The sequence below is a fragment of the Dyella sp. CR10 genome (assembly GCF_055814425.1).
Map to the genome: position 1 here is coordinate 563,458 of NZ_CP185986.1, position 15,696 is coordinate 579,153.

General features: G+C 68.7%; 16 protein-coding genes. 10 read left to right on the forward strand and 6 right to left on the reverse strand.

The genetic code is table 11. The features are described 5' to 3' along the window. Positions 1-4: 4 nt before the first annotated feature. A complete protein-coding gene (gene ftsY, locus ACNR9O_RS02455; RefSeq protein WP_473683233.1) occupies positions 5-1,138 on the reverse strand; it encodes a signal recognition particle-docking protein FtsY in 1,134 nt (377 codons plus the stop codon). An 89-nt stretch (positions 1,139-1,227) separates the two neighbouring features. On the opposite strand from ftsY, the gene rsmD reads away from it, so the two are divergent. The 10 genes from rsmD (at position 1,228) to glpK (ending at position 11,162) form a co-directional block, all read left to right on the forward strand. Further along, positions 1,228-1,788 (forward strand): 16S rRNA (guanine(966)-N(2))-methyltransferase RsmD, encoded by a 561-nt coding sequence (gene rsmD / locus ACNR9O_RS02460; RefSeq protein ID WP_473683231.1) that lies wholly within the window; start codon positions 1,228-1,230, stop codon positions 1,786-1,788. A 76-nt stretch (positions 1,789-1,864) separates the two neighbouring features. After that, a complete protein-coding gene (gene coaD / locus ACNR9O_RS02465; RefSeq protein ID WP_473683229.1) occupies positions 1,865-2,365 on the forward strand; it encodes a pantetheine-phosphate adenylyltransferase in 501 nt (166 codons plus the stop codon). Positions 2,366-2,551: 186 nt separating this feature from the next. Further along, on the forward strand, positions 2,552-3,055 hold the full coding sequence (locus ACNR9O_RS02470; protein ID WP_473683227.1) for a hypothetical protein: 504 nt from the start codon (positions 2,552-2,554) through the stop codon (positions 3,053-3,055). 177 nt (positions 3,056-3,232) lie between these two features. Continuing rightward, positions 3,233-3,490, forward strand: coding sequence for a YfhL family 4Fe-4S dicluster ferredoxin (locus ACNR9O_RS02475; protein WP_473683225.1), 258 nt, complete (start codon positions 3,233-3,235; stop codon positions 3,488-3,490). Next, positions 3,487-5,223 carry a gamma-glutamyltransferase gene (ggt, locus tag ACNR9O_RS02480; protein ID WP_473683223.1) on the forward strand — a complete coding sequence of 579 codons (1,737 nt, stop codon included), beginning with the start codon at positions 3,487-3,489 and terminating at the stop codon, positions 5,221-5,223. Before ACNR9O_RS02475 ends, ggt begins: the two co-directional genes overlap by 4 nt. Before the next feature lie 71 nt (positions 5,224-5,294). Beyond that, a complete protein-coding gene (locus ACNR9O_RS02485) occupies positions 5,295-6,149 on the forward strand; it encodes an MBL fold metallo-hydrolase (protein WP_473683221.1) in 855 nt (284 codons plus the stop codon). Beyond that, a complete protein-coding gene (locus ACNR9O_RS02490; RefSeq protein ID WP_473683219.1) occupies positions 6,146-7,186 on the forward strand; it encodes a TMEM43 family protein in 1,041 nt (346 codons plus the stop codon). The genes ACNR9O_RS02485 and ACNR9O_RS02490 overlap by 4 nt, the downstream gene beginning before the upstream one ends. A gap of 50 nt (positions 7,187-7,236) precedes the next feature. After that, positions 7,237-8,742 carry a glycerol-3-phosphate dehydrogenase gene (gene glpD, locus ACNR9O_RS02495; protein WP_473683217.1) on the forward strand — a complete coding sequence of 502 codons (1,506 nt, stop codon included), beginning with the start codon at positions 7,237-7,239 and terminating at the stop codon, positions 8,740-8,742. 56 nt (positions 8,743-8,798) lie between these two features. Further along, positions 8,799-9,647 (forward strand): MIP/aquaporin family protein, encoded by an 849-nt coding sequence (locus ACNR9O_RS02500; protein ID WP_473683215.1) that lies wholly within the window; start codon positions 8,799-8,801, stop codon positions 9,645-9,647. 12 nt (positions 9,648-9,659) lie between these two features. After that, positions 9,660-11,162, forward strand: coding sequence for a glycerol kinase GlpK (gene glpK, locus ACNR9O_RS02505; RefSeq protein WP_473683213.1), 1,503 nt, complete (start codon positions 9,660-9,662; stop codon positions 11,160-11,162). Between the two features lie 116 nt (positions 11,163-11,278). Here the strand turns inward: glpK and ACNR9O_RS02510 are convergent, their stop codons facing one another. From ACNR9O_RS02510 to ACNR9O_RS02530, 5 genes are all read right to left on the reverse strand, one after another. Continuing rightward, a complete protein-coding gene (locus tag ACNR9O_RS02510; protein ID WP_473683210.1) occupies positions 11,279-12,550 on the reverse strand; it encodes an EAL and HDOD domain-containing protein in 1,272 nt (423 codons plus the stop codon). A 95-nt stretch (positions 12,551-12,645) separates the two neighbouring features. Beyond that, positions 12,646-13,089, reverse strand: a complete 444-nt coding sequence (locus ACNR9O_RS02515; protein ID WP_473683208.1) for a flagella synthesis protein FlgN — start codon at positions 13,087-13,089, stop codon at positions 12,646-12,648. After that, a complete protein-coding gene (flgM, locus tag ACNR9O_RS02520; RefSeq protein ID WP_473683206.1) occupies positions 13,086-13,394 on the reverse strand; it encodes a flagellar biosynthesis anti-sigma factor FlgM in 309 nt (102 codons plus the stop codon). The genes ACNR9O_RS02515 and flgM overlap by 4 nt, the downstream gene beginning before the upstream one ends. Positions 13,395-13,476: 82 nt before the next feature. Beyond that, positions 13,477-14,166: a flagellar basal body P-ring formation chaperone FlgA gene (flgA, locus tag ACNR9O_RS02525; protein ID WP_473683204.1), complete on the reverse strand. Its 690-nt coding sequence runs from the start codon at positions 14,164-14,166 to the stop codon at positions 13,477-13,479. Beyond that, a complete protein-coding gene (locus tag ACNR9O_RS02530; RefSeq protein WP_473683202.1) occupies positions 14,163-15,473 on the reverse strand; it encodes a methyl-accepting chemotaxis protein in 1,311 nt (436 codons plus the stop codon). Before ACNR9O_RS02530 ends, flgA begins: the two co-directional genes overlap by 4 nt. Between the last annotated feature and the right edge of the window lie 223 nt (positions 15,474-15,696).

Consider the following 15,696-nt stretch of genomic DNA (forward strand, 5'->3'; position numbering starts at 1 on the left):
TCGCTCAGCCCTGGCCAAGGCTGGCCGGCAGCAGGCCGTCGACATAGGCCTGGGCATCGAACGTGCGCAGGTCGGTGGCGCTCTCGCCCAGGCCGACGTAGCGGATTGGCAGGCCGAATTCGCGCGCCAGCGCGAACACCACGCCACCCTTGGCCGTGCCGTCCAGCTTGGTCACCACTAGGCCGCTCACGCCGACGATCTGGCGGAACTGGCGTACCTGGCTCACGGCGTTCTGGCCGGTAGTGCCGTCGATCACCATCAGCACTTCGTGCGGCGCTTCGGCGTCGAGCTTCTTGAGTACGCGTGCGATCTTGCCCAGCTCGTCCATCAGGCCACCCTGGGTATGCAAGCGGCCGGCGGTATCGGCGATCAGCACGTCGGCGCCGCGCGAGCGGGCGGCCTGCAGCGCATCGAAGATGACGCTTGCCGAATCCGCATCCTGGCCCTGCGAAATCACCGGCACGCCGTTGCGCGCGCCCCAGGTCTTGAGCTGCTCGACGGCGGCGGCGCGGAAGGTGTCGCCGGCCGCGAGCAGCACCGTGCGGCCTTCGTCGCTGTAGCGGCGCGCCAGCTTGCCGATGGTGGTGGTCTTGCCCACGCCGTTGATGCCCACGGTGAGCACCACGAACGGCTTGCGGCCCGCGACGTCGAGCGGACGCTGCACCGGCTCGAGCAGCGCCACCAGTTCGCCGCGCAGCGCCGCCAGCAGCGCCGTGGCATCGGCGAATTCGCGCTTGTGCATGCGCTTGCGCAGGTTCTCGACCAGGTTGGTGCTGGCTTCAATGCCGACGTCGGCCGTGATCAGGGTGGTTTCCAGCTCGTCCAGCAACGCGTCGTCCAGCTTGGGATTGCGGCTGAACAGGGAGCTGAGGCCACGCGCGAAGGCGCTGCCGGAAAGGCGCTCGCGCCAGCTGCGCCTGGCCGGGGCGACCTCCTCGGCAGGTACCTGGAACGGCTGTTCCTCGCCGGGCGCTTCGGCCGGCGGGGAGGCCTCGGACAGCGCTTCGCCAAGCGAGGGGGTATCCAGGGAAGCGGCATCCGCGTCGTGCGGCATGGCCGAGGCGTCCGTCTCCGGCGCGCCGGCCGGCGGCGGAGGCGTCTGCGTCTCGGCGGGTTTCTTCTTCCAGAACTTGAGCATTGCGGGGGGGATTCGAAGACAATGACGCGCATGCTATCACCCCTGCCTTTTCCGCCCCGGCCGGTGCGGCGTGCACCATGCCGACCCGCATGAGCGCTGCTCCCGGCCGCATCCGCATCATCGGCGGCAGCCTGCGCAACTCCCGCCTGGATGTGCCCGGGCTGCCAGGCCTGCGCCCCACCGCCGAGCGGGTGCGCGAGACGCTGTTCAACTGGCTGGCGCCGATGATTGCCGGCGCCAGCTGCCTCGACCTGTGCGCCGGCACCGGCGCGCTGGGCATCGAAGCCTTGTCGCGCGGCGCCGCCCGGGTGCAGTTCGTCGAACGCGACCCGCGCGCCGCCCAGGCCCTGCGCGACAACCTGGTGCGACTGAAGGCCGCTGGCGGTGAAGTGGCCGCAGCGGATGCGGCCGCGTATCTGCACGGTACGGCGCGGCCGTTCGATATCGCCTTTCTCGATCCGCCGTTCGCCCTGGACCTGTGGGAGCTGCTGGCACGCCGGCTCGAAGAGGGCGGATGGCTCGCGCCGTCGGCCTGGATCTACGTCGAATCGCCGCGCGGCAAGGCCATCGTCTTGCCGTCTTCGTGGCGGCCGCACCGCGAAGGGCAGGCCGGCGAAGTGCGCTACGCGCTCTACCGGCGAGCCCCCTGACGGCCTGCGGGCTACGCAGAGACCGCGAACTGGTTCTAAGCTACCGGTCCTTTTCGCCGTAGCGCCGAAGCTCAACGTGAATCAGCCGGTCAATCCGCGTCTCGCCGTCTACCCTGGCACTTTCGATCCCATTACCAACGGGCACGCCGACTTGGTCGCGCGCGCCGCGCCACTGTTCGAACGCATCGTGGTGGCCGTGGCCGAGAGCCCCAACAAGGGCAAGGGTCCGGGCTTCAGCCTCAACGAGCGCATCGCGTTGGCCCGGCTGGCTCTGGCCGACCTGCGCAATGTGGAAGTGCGCGGTTTCGACTGCCTGCTGGCGGACTTCGTGCGCGAGCTCCATGCCGGCGTGATCATCCGCGGCCTGCGCGCGGTGTCGGATTTCGAATACGAATTCCAGCTCGCCAGCATGAACCGTCATCTGATCCCGGGTGTGGAGACGCTGTTCCTCACCCCCGCCGAGCAGTACAGCTTCATCTCTTCCTCGCTGGTGCGCGAGATCGGCCGCCTCGGCGGCGATATCTCCGGCTTCGTGCATCCGGCCGTGCAGCAGGCGATGCGCCAGCGTCGCCAGTAGCGTTTGGCCCGCATGGCCCGCTGTGGTTGCACCGGGGCCGCTCGTGTATCCTCGCCGCCATCCTGCGGACAGGACAGGCAAGCCATTGCGCCGGGCGCCGCCACGACGGTTTGGACAGCGGCGCCAAGGGGTTCCGACTTCCGGGGGATCCTCACGTCCCGCAATCCACCACTCAGGGTGACCACCATGTACAAGTACGCTCTCCTCGCCGCCATCGCGCTCGGCTCGCTGGCTCTCACCGGCTGCAACAAGGGTGGCGAAGAAAACGCCAGCCAGGCGACCGAGCAGGCCGCCAAGGTCTCCAAGCCGACCGATCCGAACGACTCCAAGGCGTGGAACGCGTACCTGGGCCAGATCGTGCAGCAGAACATGCAGGGCATGACGGCCGACCGCCCGTATCCGTACCTGGTGCCGGCCGGCGACGGCGACGATGCCAACGGCCTGCGCCAGCGCCAGCTCGAGCAGGTTCAGGACACGGTCGCGCGCGGCGTTCTGCCGGGCAACATGCTGGTGTTCGCCGGCCCGGATTCGGCCAAGACCGCCGAGTTCGTGACGGAAGCGTTCAAGGACGCCAAGCCCGGTTCGTTCAAGGACGTGATCGTGCTGGTGATCGGCGATGCCGCCGACAAGGACAAGGTCACCACCGCGCTGCAGCCGACCGGCGCCACGGTCCGCTACGTGAACATGTAATTCCGCTTTTCAGTACTGCTCGAAACCCGCGGTGCGCGAGCGCCGCGGGTTTTCTTTTTGGGCTCGCGCGGCGCGCGGCCGAAGCGATGGCTGTTCTCATCGGCAGCGCATTCGACATGTCCCCGTTGCCCGTCTTGTTGCGCCGCAGCAGGCGACGCTACCGTGTACACTCGTCCGATGTCCCTGAAGATCCTAGACACCTGCGTCAACTGCGACGTGTGCGAACCGGTTTGTCCGAACAAGGCTATCTCGCTCGGCGAGGAGTACTACGTGATCGACCCGGCGTTGTGCACGGAATGCGTGGGGCATCATGACGAACCGCAGTGCGTGGAGGTCTGCCCGGTCGAATGCATCATCGTCGACCCCGAGCACACCGAGACGAACGATCAACTCGAACTGAAATATCACCAGTTGATGAAAAAGGGTCAGGCATGAGGTTTTCCACGAAGTGGCCGGCGCTGCGCGTCCGCGCCGTGCTGTTGGGCCTGCTGCTGGTCGGCGGTCCCGCTTGCGCCGATGTTTCCCGTACCGATACCGCGCCCCACAAGGGGCCGGTCGCCCTGCGCGGACCGGGCAAGGCGGCGATCGCCAGCGCGAATTTCCACGCCACCGAAGCCGGCCTGGAGGTGATCGCCAAGGGCGGCAACGCCTTCGACGCCGCCATCGCGGTCGCGGCCACGCTCTCCGTGGTCGAACCGGAAAGCTCCGGCATCGGCGGCGGCTTCATGGCGGTGCTGCATCGCGCTTCCGATGGCAAACAATTCTTCATCGACGCGCGCGAAACCGCGCCAGCCGCGGTGAACCCGAAGGACTATCTCGACAAGGACGGCTCGCCCAACCGCGATACCGCCCTCAACGGTCCGCTCTCCGCCGGTATCCCCGGCGAGCCGGGGGGGCTGGCATACCTGGCCGAGCACTACGGCAAGTTGCCGCTGAAGGATTCGCTGGCGCCCGCCGTGCGCATCGCGCGCGACGGCTTCACCCCGGACAGCCGTCTGCTCGGCGCCATCGCCGAGCGCCAGCAGGATCTGCGCCGCTGGCCCGCCTCCGCCGCCAAATTCCTGCCCGGCGGCCAGCCGCCGGCGGCGGGACAGACCTGGCGCGATCCGGACCAGGCGCGCACGCTGGAAACACTCGGCGAGAAGGGGCACGACGGTTTCTACCGCGGCGAGGTCGCGCAGAAGCTGGTCGCCGCCGTGCGCGCCGCCGGCGGCAACTGGACGGCGAAGGATCTTGAGAGCTACCAGGTCAAGGAACGCGAGCCGATCGTGGTGAACTACCGCGGCTATCGCATCGTCACCGCGCCGCCGCCGTCTTCCGGCGGTGTGGCGGTGGCCGAGATTCTCAACATCCTGTCCGGCTTCGACCTGAGCAAGCTGGACGACGCGCACCGCACGCATCTGGTGATCGAGGCGATGCGCCGCGCCTTCCGCGACCACAACGATTACCTGGGCGATCCGGATTTCGTAAAGATGCCGCTGGACATGCTGCTGTCGCCGTACTACGCCGACGGCCTGCGCCAGACCATCCTGCCGGACAAGGCCACGCCCTCGGCGATGCTGCCGGCCAGCACCGGCGTCGAGCCGGGCATGCACACCACGCATTTCTCGGTGATCGACCGCGAAGGCAACATCGCCTCGATCACCCTGACGGTGAACTACGTGCTCGGCTCCACCTTCGTCGCGCAGGGCACTGGCGTGCTGCTCAACGACGAGATGGACGATTTCGCGCTGGTGCCCAACCAGCCCAACGTGTACGGCCTGCTCGGCAGCAAGGCCAACGCGCCGGAACCCGGCAAGCGCATGCTGTCGTCGATGACGCCCAGCATCGTGTTCGGCGCCGATCGCATCGGCGTGATCGGCTCGCCCGGCGGCTCGACCATCATCACGCAGGTGCTGGAAGGCATCCTCGCTTTCATCGACGGCAAGGATGCGCTTGGCATCGCCGGGCAGAAGCGTTTCCACCACCAGTTCATGCCCGATCGCGTGGACGTGGAAGACGGCGTGTTCGACGCCGCCACCGCCGAGGCGCTGACCCGCATGGGTCATACGCTCAAGCCGCGCCAGCCCTGGGGCTACATGAACGTGGTCACCTGGGATCTCAAGAGCGGCAAGCTCGATGCGGCCAGTGATCCGCGCCGCCCCTCGGGGCTCGGCAAGGTGCAGTAATGACGATCGCCGGCGCGCTGCGGGGGCGCGCGTCGGTCATACACGACAGGTTGTAGGGCAGGGGAAGTTTCATGCAGTTGTGGTCGATCACCGGCAATTCCCAGCAACTCGACGGCGGCGCCATGTTCGGCAACGCCCCCAAGGCGCTCTGGTCACGCTGGATCGCACCGGATGCGCAAAACCGCATCCCGCTGGCCTGCCGCTGCCTGCTGGCGAAGGACCTGGGCGGCCGCAACGTCCTGTTCGAGGCCGGCATCGGCGCGTTCTTCGAACCTGCGCTGCGCGAGCGCTACGGCGTGGTGGAAGAGCGTCACGTGCTGCTCGACTCGCTCGCCGCCGCCGGCCTGTCGCACGAGGACATCGATGTCGTGGTGCTCTCGCACCTGCACTTCGATCATGCCGGCGGCCTGCTCGCCGCGTGGGAAGAAGGCGAGCCGCCGCGCTTGCTGTTCCCCAAGGCCACCTTCGTGGTCGGTGCCGAGCATTGGCGCCGTGCGCAGCAGCCGCATCCGCGCGATCGCGCGTCGTTCATTCCCGAGCTGCAGCAGCTGCTTGCCGACAGCGGCCGCCTGGAGCTGGTCGAGGGCGAACATGCCCAGGTGCTCGGCGATGCCGTGCGCTTCAGCTATTCGGACGGCCACACGCCGGGGCTCATGCTCTCCGAGGTCGGCGGCGTGGTGTTCTGCGCCGATCTCATTCCCGGTCGCTTCTGGGTGCACCTGCCCATCACCATGGGCTACGACCGTTACCCCGAGGCGCTGATCGACGAGAAGCGCGTGTTCCTCGAGGACAAGCTCGCACGCGGCATCGAACTGTTCTTCACTCACGATCACGATTGCGCGTTGGCTCGCGTGGTCCGCGATGAGCGCGGCCGCTACGGCACGGCGGACGAGCGCCGCGAGCTCGCCGGGCTGGTGCGTCCATGAGCGCGCGCAATGCGGGCGCGCGTCAGTGGATCGCCGGCATCGCCGGCGCGCTGCTGGTCCTGGCGGGGCTGGGCGTGGTGGCCATGACCGAGCAGGCCGTGATCGAGCATCGCGTCGCCGCGGAGCGCCATGGCGGGCAGGTGCTCGAGGTGCAGGGCGACGCGCGGCCGGAGACCGGCAAGGACCGCTACATGGTTCGCGTCGCCGGGCGCCTCAACGTGGTCGACGCGCCGCTCGATCCGGAATTCAATCAGCATGTGGATACGCCCGTACTGATCCGCCACGTGGAAATGTTCCAGTGGCGCGAAGTGCGGGTCGGTACCGACGTGCATTACGAACAGGACTGGGTCGATCGTCCGCTCGATGCCGGACGTTTCGAAAAGCCTGCCGGACATGCCAATCCCGGCCCGTTTCCGATCCAGGGCAAGCAGTTCGACGCCGGGCTGGTGAAGCTCGGTGCCTATGCCTTGTCGCCTGCGCTGGTACACGCGCTGCCGGGTGGCGACCGCATCGCGCCGGATCTGAAAAGCTTGCCCGCCAATCTTGCGGCCAGCTTTTCGCCGCAGGGCGATTACCTGCTCACCAGCACCAATCCCGCGCACCCCCGCCTGGGCGATCTGCGCATCAGCTGGGAGGCGGTGCCAGTCCAGGTGGTGACCGTCTTCGCGCGCCCACAGGGCGACCTGCTGGTGCCGGCCAGCGATGCGCCGGACGGCAAGGGCTACGACGTGCAGGTCGGCGACCGCCGCCTGATCGACGTGCTGCCCGACGTGCCGGAGCCGCCGGGCTTCGCCATGGCGCGGCGCGTGCTCGCCGTCCTGCTGGCCGGCTTCGGCGTGCTGCTGTTGTTGAGCGGGCGCATGTCCGCCGGCCATGCGCTGCCGGTAGCGCTGGGCGCGGGCGTGCTGCTCGCCGGCGCGGTGGGTGGCGTGATGTGGCTGGGCAAGGATCTGCAGGCCAGTGCGTACTGGTTCGTGCTGGCCGTGGCCGGTCTGGCCGCGGTGGTGTGGCGCCTGCACGCGAGAGCGGCGCATTAACAGGGCAGTTTCTCGAGAACATTGATCCACACCGCGGACAGGAACGAGGCATGGCGGAGCAAGTCGATGTTCTGGTGGTCGGCGGCGGCATCAACGGCACGGGCATCGCGCGCGACGCGGCCGGGCGCGGACTGAGCGTCTGGCTGTGCGAGCAGGACGATCTGGCCTCGCACACCTCCAGTGCCAGCACCAAGCTGATCCATGGCGGCCTGCGCTACCTGGAGCAGTTCGAGTTCGCCCTGGTCGGCAAGGCCCTGGCCGAGCGCGAGGTGCTTCTGCGGGTCGCGCCGCACATCATCTGGCCGCTGCGCTTCGTGCTGCCGCATCAGTCGCACCTGCGGCCGGCCTGGATGATCCGCCTCGGCTTGTTTCTCTACGACCACCTGCAACGCGGCCGCCGCAGCCTGCCCGGCTCGCGGCGCGTGCGCCTGGACCGGCATGCCGTGGGGCAGCCGCTGCGCGAGGAATTCCAGACTGGCTTCGTCTACTCCGACGCCTGGGTGCAGGACGCACGGCTGGTGGTGCTCAACGCGATGGACGCGGTGCAGCGCGGCGCGCGCGTGACCACGCACACGCGCTGTGTCAGCGCGCGGCGCAGCGGCGACCGCTGGCTGGCTCGCCTGCAGCATGCGGACGGCCGGGTCACCGAGGTGGCGGCGCGCGCCCTGGTCAATGCCACCGGTCCATGGGCCGTCGAATTCCTCGATGAGGTCGCCGCCGAAGACCACGACCACGGCCTGCGCCTGGTCAAGGGCAGCCATATCGTCGTGCCCAGGCTGTACGACCATCGCTATGCGTACATCTTCCAGCAACCGGACCGGCGCATCGTGTTCGCCATCCCCTACGAACGCGAGTTCACCTTGATCGGGACCACCGACGTCGACTATCGCGCCGACCCTTCGCACCCGCGCATGGACGCGGCGGAGGTGACGTATCTGTGCGATGCCGTCAATCGCTACTTTAAGCGCGGCATCACTCCCGCGGACGTCGTGTGGAGCTACAGCGGCGTGCGCCCGCTGCTCGACGACGAAAGCGGCAACGCCTCGGAAGTCACGCGCGACTACCTGCTCGAGATCGAGCCCGCGAGGGGTGCGCCGCTGCTCAACGTGTTCGGCGGCAAGCTGACCACCTATCGCAAGCTGGCCGAAGAGGCGGTGGACAAGCTCGCGCCCCTGCTCGGCAACAAGGAGCCGGCGTGGACGGGCAAAGGCCATCCCCTGCCGGGCGGCGATATCCAGGATGCCGAACGGCTCGCCCGGCAATTGCGCGCGACCCGTCCCTGGCTGGGCGAGGCGACGGCTTGGCGCCTGGCACACACCTACGGCAGCCAGGCGGTCCGCGTCATCGGCGAGGCCGCCTCGCTGGTCGAGCTCGGCGAGCATTTCGGCGCCGATCTTTACGCCAGCGAAGTGGAATACCTGCGCCGCTACGAATGGGCGGTCAGCGCCGAGGACGTGCTGTGGCGGCGCACCAAGCTGGGCCTGCACGTCGACGCGGAGGGCGTGTCGCGCCTGGCTGCATGGTTCGCGCGGTGCGAGACGCCCGGCGCGGCGTGATGTTCCGATTCATAGGCCGGGCGCGCGTCGCCCGGTGTATCCAAGGAGAGCGGTGAATGCGGCAGTCGATCGGTGAGTTGATTTCGGAAGCGCTGGCGATGTTCATCATCATCGGCCTGGGCGATTCGGTGGCGTGCATGTATGTGCTGTACGACCCCAGCCCCTATCAGAACGCGTACTGGGGCGTGTGCATCGCCTGGGGCCTGGCGGTGACCATCGCGATCTACGCGACCGCGTCGGTCTCCGGCACGCATGCCAACCCTGCCGTGACGTTGGCGCTGGCGCTGTTCCGCGGCTTTCCGTGGAAGAAGGTCGTGCCTTACGTGATCGCGCAGGTGATCGGCGCCTTCCTGGGCGCGGCCATCGTCTACGTGCTGTTCGGCCCGGTGATCGATCACTACAACCAGACCCATGGCCTGACCCGCGAAGCCGGCGGCGCGGCCGGGGTGTTCTTCACGCATCCGGGTCTGGCGGTCACGCCGATGCATGCGCTGCTGGACCAGGTCATCCTCACCGCGTTCCTGCTGTTCGGCATCTTCGCCATCACCGAGCGGTTCAACGAGATGGCGCCCGGCGCCAATTCCGGCGCATTGATGATCGGCCTGCTGGTCGCGACGATCGGTGCCTCGATGGGCTACCTCGAAGCCTGGGCGATCAATCCGGCGCGCGACTTCGGCCCGCGGCTGTTCGCGTTCTTCGCCGGCTGGGGCCAGTCCGCCTTGCCCAGTCCCGACAACTACTGGTGGGTGCCCATCGTCGGCCCGTTGATCGGCGGCGTGGTCGGCGCCGGCGCGTATCAGCTGCTGGTGCATCCGTTCCTGCCCGCGCGGATGCGCGAGCTGGAAGCGGCGCGCGAGGCAGCTGCCGAAGGCAAGCCGGTTTCTTCTTCCCGTCCTTCGGCCTGAGCGGAGCGAGACATGGACAAGACCTACATCATGGCGATCGACCAGGGCACGACCAGCTCGCGCGCCATCCTGTTCGATCACGACGGCCATATCGCCGGCACGGCGCAGCGCGAGTTCCCGCAGGTGTTCCCCCAGCCGGGCTGGGTGGAGCACAACCCGCGCGAGATCATGACCAGCGTGCTGGTGACGATGACGGAGGCGATCAACCAGGCCGGCATCGATCCGGCGCGCATCGCGGGCATCGGCATCACCAACCAGCGCGAGACGACGGTGGTGTGGGACAAGGCCACCGGTCAACCGATCCACAACGCCATCGTGTGGCAGTCGCGCCAGACCGCCGATATCTGCGAACGGCTGAAGCGGGAAGGCTACGACGAACTCGTGCGCGGCAAGACCGGCCTGCTGATCGATGCGTATTTCTCCGGCACCAAGGCGCGCTGGATCCTCGATCGCGTCGATGGCGCGCAGGCGCGCGCGGAACGGGGCGAGCTGCTGTTCGGCACCATCGACACCTGGCTGATCTGGAACCTCACCGGCGGCAAGGCGCACGTCACCGACTACACCAATGCCTCGCGCACGCTGCTCTACGACATCTATCGCCGGCAGTGGGACGAGGAGCTGCTGAAGATGCTCGACATCCCGCGTGCGATGTTGCCGGAGGTGAAGTCCTCCAGCGAGATCTACGGCCAGACGTTGCCGAAGCATTTCTTCGGCCGCGAAGTGCCGATCGCCGGCATTGCCGGCGACCAGCAGGCGGCGCTGTTCGGCCAGGCCTGCTTCGAACCGGGGCTGGCGAAGAACACTTACGGGACCGGCTGCTTCATGCTGATGAACACCGGCGAGAAAGCGGTGCCGTCGAAAAACGGCCTGCTCACTACCATCGCCTGGGGCGTCGACGGCAAGGTCGAGTACGCGCTCGAAGGCAGCATCTTCGTGGCCGGCTCGGTGATCCAGTGGCTGCGCGACGGCTTGCGCATGCTCGGCAAGGCCAGCGATTCGCAGGACTATGCCGAACGCGCGCGCGACAGCGAGGGCGTGTATTTCGTGCCGGCCTTCGTCGGCCTCGGCGCGCCGTACTGGCGCAGCGACGTGCGCGGCGCGGTGTTCGGCCTGTCGCGCGGCACGACCAAAGAACAGTTCATCCGCGCCGCATTGGAATCGATGGCCTACCAGACGCGCGACGTGCTCGAGGCGATGCAGAGCGACTCGGGCATCGAGCTGAAGGAGCTGCGCGCCGACGGTGGCGCGATCGCCAACGACTTCATGGCGCAGTTCCAGGCCGACATCCTCGACGTGACCCTGCTGCGGCCCAAGGTGCAGGAGACGACGGCGCAGGGCGCGGCCTACCTGGCGGGGTTGGCGGTGGGATTCTGGAAAAACCGCGACGATATCGCCCGACGCTGGGCGGTGGACCGGGAGTTCAAGCCGTCGATGTCCGTCGACAAGCGCGAAAAGCTCTACGGCGGCTGGAAGCGGGCCGTGCAGGCGACGATGCAGTTCGCACCGGATGAATAGCCAAAGGTCGGGGTTCGCTTCGCGCACCCCAACCTGCGTGGCTCACGCAGCCGTCTGGCCCAAGCTCTCTCCCCAGGCTCTCTCCCAGGTCCCCTCCCGAATGGAGGGGGCTTTTTTCAATGCGGCTTCTGCTCCGCAAACGCATGCACATGGTCCGCCCAGCGGATCGCTTCCAGATAGGCCGCCGCCATGCGCCGGATATGCTGCGGCGATGCTTCGCCGCCGCGCAGCTCGCCGGCTTCCCAGCGCTGCACCTGTTCCAGCAGCGGGGCGTACGGGCCCTGCTGATCCAGCAAGGCGGAGCGGATGTCCGGCGCCAGCGGCAGATGCTGCAGCAGCAGTTCCATCGGCGCGCACATCAGGCTTTCGAGCAACGAGAACAGGCCGGTCGTGAAGGCCGTCTCGCGCTGCTCGCGCGACATGTGCTGGGCCAGCTGCTCGCACATGTGCGCGCGGATCAGCGCTGCGCGCAGCAGTTCCGGCGGGCGGTCGTCCATGCCGCTGAGCGCCATGGTGCTGATCCAGTTGCGCATGCGGGTGAGGCCGAAGAAGATCGCCGCCTGCTCCACCGACTTCAGCTGGCGCGGCAGCGCGAAGTAGGCCGAGTTCACGCAGCCCAGCAGCTTGTAGCTGAGGATCACATCGTTGCGGATGATCTGGCCCAGCTCCACCGGGCCGGTGCCGTCTTCCTCCATCGCGCGCAGCAGGCGCAGCACGCTCAGGCGATTGGCGGTGAGCACCGGCATGTCCACTTTTTCCGGGCGCAGCAGATACGGGCCCTGGATGCCGGCGAAGGGCAGGCCCATGCAACGGTGGCAGGTGTCGTGATCGTTGACGTGCCCGGCCACCACGTGCAGGCCGCGCGCGTGCAGTGCCTCGCAGCGTTCGCGTAGCGCCGCTTCATCGAGGCGGCTCGCATCCAGGCGCACGTAGCGCGCAAGGTCCAATAGCTGGCGCAACTCGTCGTCGCCGTGCGCGTCGCCGGCAGGGCCTTCCAGGTCCAGCAGCAGCGCGCAGCCGCGCGAGGAGATCTGGCGCAGGCGCTCCATCAGCAATACGTCGTGCATGGCGGCGGGCGACACCACCAGGCCGATGCGCGGATGGCGCAGCACCTGGTCGGCTTGCTCCAGCACGAGCTCGCGCGGCAGGCGCAGGAACACGCGATTGCCGCGCGCCCACTGGGTGACCGAGCCGTCGATGATGGTGGTGAGCAGGCGATGGCCGAGCGCGGCCTCGCTTTCGCCGTCTTCCTGCAGCAGCAGTTCGTACGCCACCAGCTGGCGGTCGCGGTCGAGAATCGGGATGCGTACGACCGGCAGCGGCGTGCTGGCGGCGGTGGCGGCGGTCACGGCGGCGGCTTGCGCGGCCTGTACAGCGGTATCGGTCATGGGAACATCACGGCCAGCGGAGGGCGCGCGCATCGATGGCGCCCGGTTGTTTCGCCCGCCGTTTCCCGCGACGGGTCCCTATTGCTTCCTGCCGTTCACGCTTCTGCCAGCGACAGCGAGCGGTGATCGACGCGCAGCGTGCCTTCGGGGCCGTACACGCCCGTGTCGCTGCTGCCGGTCAGCACGGAGAGGGCCTGGCGCACCTGGCGCAGGCGTTGTCCGACGAGCTGCCCGTTGGATTGATTGGTTTGCCGGCAGTCGGCCAGCGCCGCCAGGACATCCTCCCAGGCCGCGCGCTGCGCGGGCGTGGTGGCGGCGACGGCGCGGGTCAGTTGCTGGCGCTCGGCATCGAGCTGTTCGAGTTTTTCCAGTTGCGCCTGCTTGTTCGAGCCGGCGAGGTGCAGCGCGTCGGCGTCGGCCTGCTCCAGCGCGCCGCGTTCGGCGGCGAGGGCGGTGGCCAGTCCGGCGACGGCCGCGCGCATGTCGCCGAGCACGGCGTCCAGGGCGCTGGCCATCTCGTCGCGCAGGTCCGGGCTCATGGCTTGCCGCTGATCTGGCCTTCCAGGGAGAGCAGGCGGTCGGCGATCTTGCCGGCGTCGACGCGGTAGCTGCCGTCGGCCAGCGCCTGGCGGATCTGCTCCACGCGCTTGGTATCGATGGCCGGCGCCTGATCCTTGGCCGCGGCGGCGAGCGCGCGGGCCGATTCGGTGAGCTTCACGCTGTCCTCGGGCTTGGCCGCGGGCGCGGTCTCGGCGGCGGCCTGGCTCGACTGGGCCGGGGCGTTCTGATTGCCCTTGGCCTGGGGGAGTACCGGCAATCCGTTGGAGGTGATGGTGGTGTTCATGGAGGCATGTCCTAGGGGGTTCACGACCCTTCAGGCAGTTTATCGGCGACGTATGACGGAACTTTAGAGGTGCGAAGGCCCATCAGGGGAGGGCCTCCACTACGCCCGGGTCGCGCACCAGCGCGTCCACGGTGCGGCCGGAGCTTTCGTTGCGCACGCGCAGGCGCGCGCCGGTATCGCCGCCGCCCAGCGCCACGCCATTGGCGCGCACTTCGATGCCGTCCAGGCGGGCGATCAGTTGCACGCGGTCGCCCGCGCGCACCGCCTGGCGGGCGCCGAACACGCCCGGGGTGAGCACGCCGCCGGCGCCCAGCGGGCGTGCCAGCTGGCGGCCTTCGAGCTGGTCGAGCCGGTCGATGTAGCCATAACCCAGGCGGGCGACGTCGCGTTCCTCGCCATGCACGTCGGCGGCGGTGACGCCGTCGCCACGCTGCAGGGGGCGGCTGGCTACCAGCACGGTGCGGAACAGTTGCAGCTTCACCGGCACCTGCAGGCGCGCGCCGCTGGCGGCGCAACGCATTTCCACGCTCATGCGCGGCGCCGGCCGCGCGTTGACGGGCAGGGCGGCCTGCCACGGCTGCGGACAGGCCGGCGGCTGCAGGCGGGAGTTCAAGGTGTCGGCCTCGGCGACCACGCGGTTGCCGGGCTGGTCGTAATGCTGGCGCAGCCATGCTTCGGCGGCATGGCCCAGCTCCTGCACCGAGCCGGCATGCGCCGCGCCCGCCGCGAACAGCGGCAGGCCGAGCAGCCAGCGGGCGCAGGCGAAGGTCATGCGGTGGCCTGGTTCAGCAGCTCGCCGAGCTGCTGATGGATGGCTTCGCGTTCGCGCTCGACCATATCGGGCAGCTGCGCAGCCTGGCCGGTCTGTCCTTCGCCGACCAGTCTGACGAAGCTCTCGGCGTGCGAGGACAAGCGCCGGCCCGCTTCCAGCAGCGCGGCCACCGCCGGGCTGGCGGCATGCTGCTCGCCCAGCCGGACCAGCGCATGGTCGAAGGCGGCCGTATCGAACCAGCGGCGGTCGAGCGCGGCCGGTTCGTGCAGTGCCAGTTCCATCGCCTGGCGCAGGCCCTGGATGGATTCGCGCAGAGACAGGCTGAGGCTGGCCACCGATGGCGTATCGGCATGGTCCAGCCAGCTCAGGCACAGGCGGTGCGCGAGCACCGCCGCGCGGTCCAGCGACTCGGCCTGGCGCATCGCCTCGCTGCTGCGCCGCTGCAGCGCGCCGAGCGTGGCCTGCGCCGCTGCGATGCGCGCATTCTGCGCATCGCAGCCTTGTTGCGCTGTCTGCACGCGCGCGGCGATGCCGCGCAGCGAAGTACCGCCGTTGCCGAGCGCGCCGACAGTGTGGTCGATGCGTTCCTGCGCGCGTTCCAGGCGCTGCATGCCCTGGCGCACGTCGCCATCGAGCTGCTGCGAGAACGCACCGATGGAACTGGTCACCGCTTCGATCTCGTCGGTGGCCTGGGTGGTCTTCTCCGCCAGCTGTTTCACCTCGTCGGCGACGATGGCGAAGCCGCGGCCCGCTTCGCCGGCGCGGGCCGCTTCGATGGCGGCATTGAGTGCGACCAGGTTGGTCTGGTGCGCGATCTCCTGCACGGTGGCGGTGAGCTTGCGGATCTGCGCCACCTGTTCGGCCAGCTTGCTCTGATTGCGGTTCATTGCCGACAGCGCGCTGCGCAGCAGGCGCAGCTGGCCATCCAGCTCGTTGACCGTGTCCGCGCCCTGGCGATTGTGTTCGCTGGCCTGCGCCACCTCGCCGGCGGTCTGCTGCAGGGCCGTCGAGATCCCGGCGCCATGCTCCGTCAAGCGGCCGACGCCATCGCGTGCTTCGCCGGTAGCCTGGTGCAGGGCGTCCTGCGCGCGCAGCAGCGTCTGTGCGCTGCCCATGACCAGGCTCTGCTGCTCCACGGCCTGCAGCGCGACGGCCGCCGGCTCGCGCGGCGCGGCGCGGGCGATCAGCGGCGCGAGGGCCTGGGCCAGGCGCGGGTACTGGCGCGAGAGCCGTTCGACCTGACGAGCGTCGCCGTCGGCGGCGGCCTGCGCTAGCGCGGCGAGGGGTTTGCTCGGGAGCAGGGGCATGGATCGGGTGGTCCTTAGGTTTACGGGTGTTGCGTAGTGATCGTCCGGGTGTGGCGGAACTTGAGGAAGCAAGGGGTGTGCCATGGGTTGTCGTCGCGCTGATCGACGGCGAATGAGGTGGTGTTATCGCACTTGGGTCTCGCCCTACGGGCGAGGGTTTCGCTCTCCTGCCGGAGAGCGAGTTACTTCTTCTTTGCGTGCCCAAAGAAGAAGTAACCAAGAA

What these genes read in the sequence shown, in the direction of transcription:
- ftsY (WP_473683233.1), bottom strand. Translation starts at nt 1,138, where the DNA reads ATGCTCAAGTTCTGGAAGAAGAAACCCGCCGAGACGCAGACGCCTCCG.
- rsmD (WP_473683231.1), top strand. Translation starts at nt 1,228, where the DNA reads ATGAGCGCTGCTCCCGGCCGCATCCGCATCATCGGCGGCAGCCTGCGC.
- ACNR9O_RS02470 (WP_473683227.1), top strand. Translation starts at nt 2,552, where the DNA reads ATGTACAAGTACGCTCTCCTCGCCGCCATCGCGCTCGGCTCGCTGGCT.
- ACNR9O_RS02475 (WP_473683225.1), top strand. Translation starts at nt 3,233, where the DNA reads ATGTCCCTGAAGATCCTAGACACCTGCGTCAACTGCGACGTGTGCGAA.
- ggt (WP_473683223.1), top strand. Translation starts at nt 3,487, where the DNA reads ATGAGGTTTTCCACGAAGTGGCCGGCGCTGCGCGTCCGCGCCGTGCTG.
- ACNR9O_RS02485 (WP_473683221.1), top strand. Translation starts at nt 5,295, where the DNA reads ATGCAGTTGTGGTCGATCACCGGCAATTCCCAGCAACTCGACGGCGGC.
- ACNR9O_RS02490 (WP_473683219.1), top strand. Translation starts at nt 6,146, where the DNA reads ATGAGCGCGCGCAATGCGGGCGCGCGTCAGTGGATCGCCGGCATCGCC.
- glpD (WP_473683217.1), top strand. Translation starts at nt 7,237, where the DNA reads ATGGCGGAGCAAGTCGATGTTCTGGTGGTCGGCGGCGGCATCAACGGC.
- ACNR9O_RS02500 (WP_473683215.1), top strand. Translation starts at nt 8,799, where the DNA reads ATGCGGCAGTCGATCGGTGAGTTGATTTCGGAAGCGCTGGCGATGTTC.
- glpK (WP_473683213.1), top strand. Translation starts at nt 9,660, where the DNA reads ATGGACAAGACCTACATCATGGCGATCGACCAGGGCACGACCAGCTCG.
- ACNR9O_RS02510 (WP_473683210.1), bottom strand. Translation starts at nt 12,550, where the DNA reads ATGACCGATACCGCTGTACAGGCCGCGCAAGCCGCCGCCGTGACCGCC.
- ACNR9O_RS02515 (WP_473683208.1), bottom strand. Translation starts at nt 13,089, where the DNA reads ATGAGCCCGGACCTGCGCGACGAGATGGCCAGCGCCCTGGACGCCGTG.
- flgM (WP_473683206.1), bottom strand. Translation starts at nt 13,394, where the DNA reads ATGAACACCACCATCACCTCCAACGGATTGCCGGTACTCCCCCAGGCC.
- flgA (WP_473683204.1), bottom strand. Translation starts at nt 14,166, where the DNA reads ATGACCTTCGCCTGCGCCCGCTGGCTGCTCGGCCTGCCGCTGTTCGCG.
- ACNR9O_RS02530 (WP_473683202.1), bottom strand. Translation starts at nt 15,473, where the DNA reads ATGCCCCTGCTCCCGAGCAAACCCCTCGCCGCGCTAGCGCAGGCCGCC.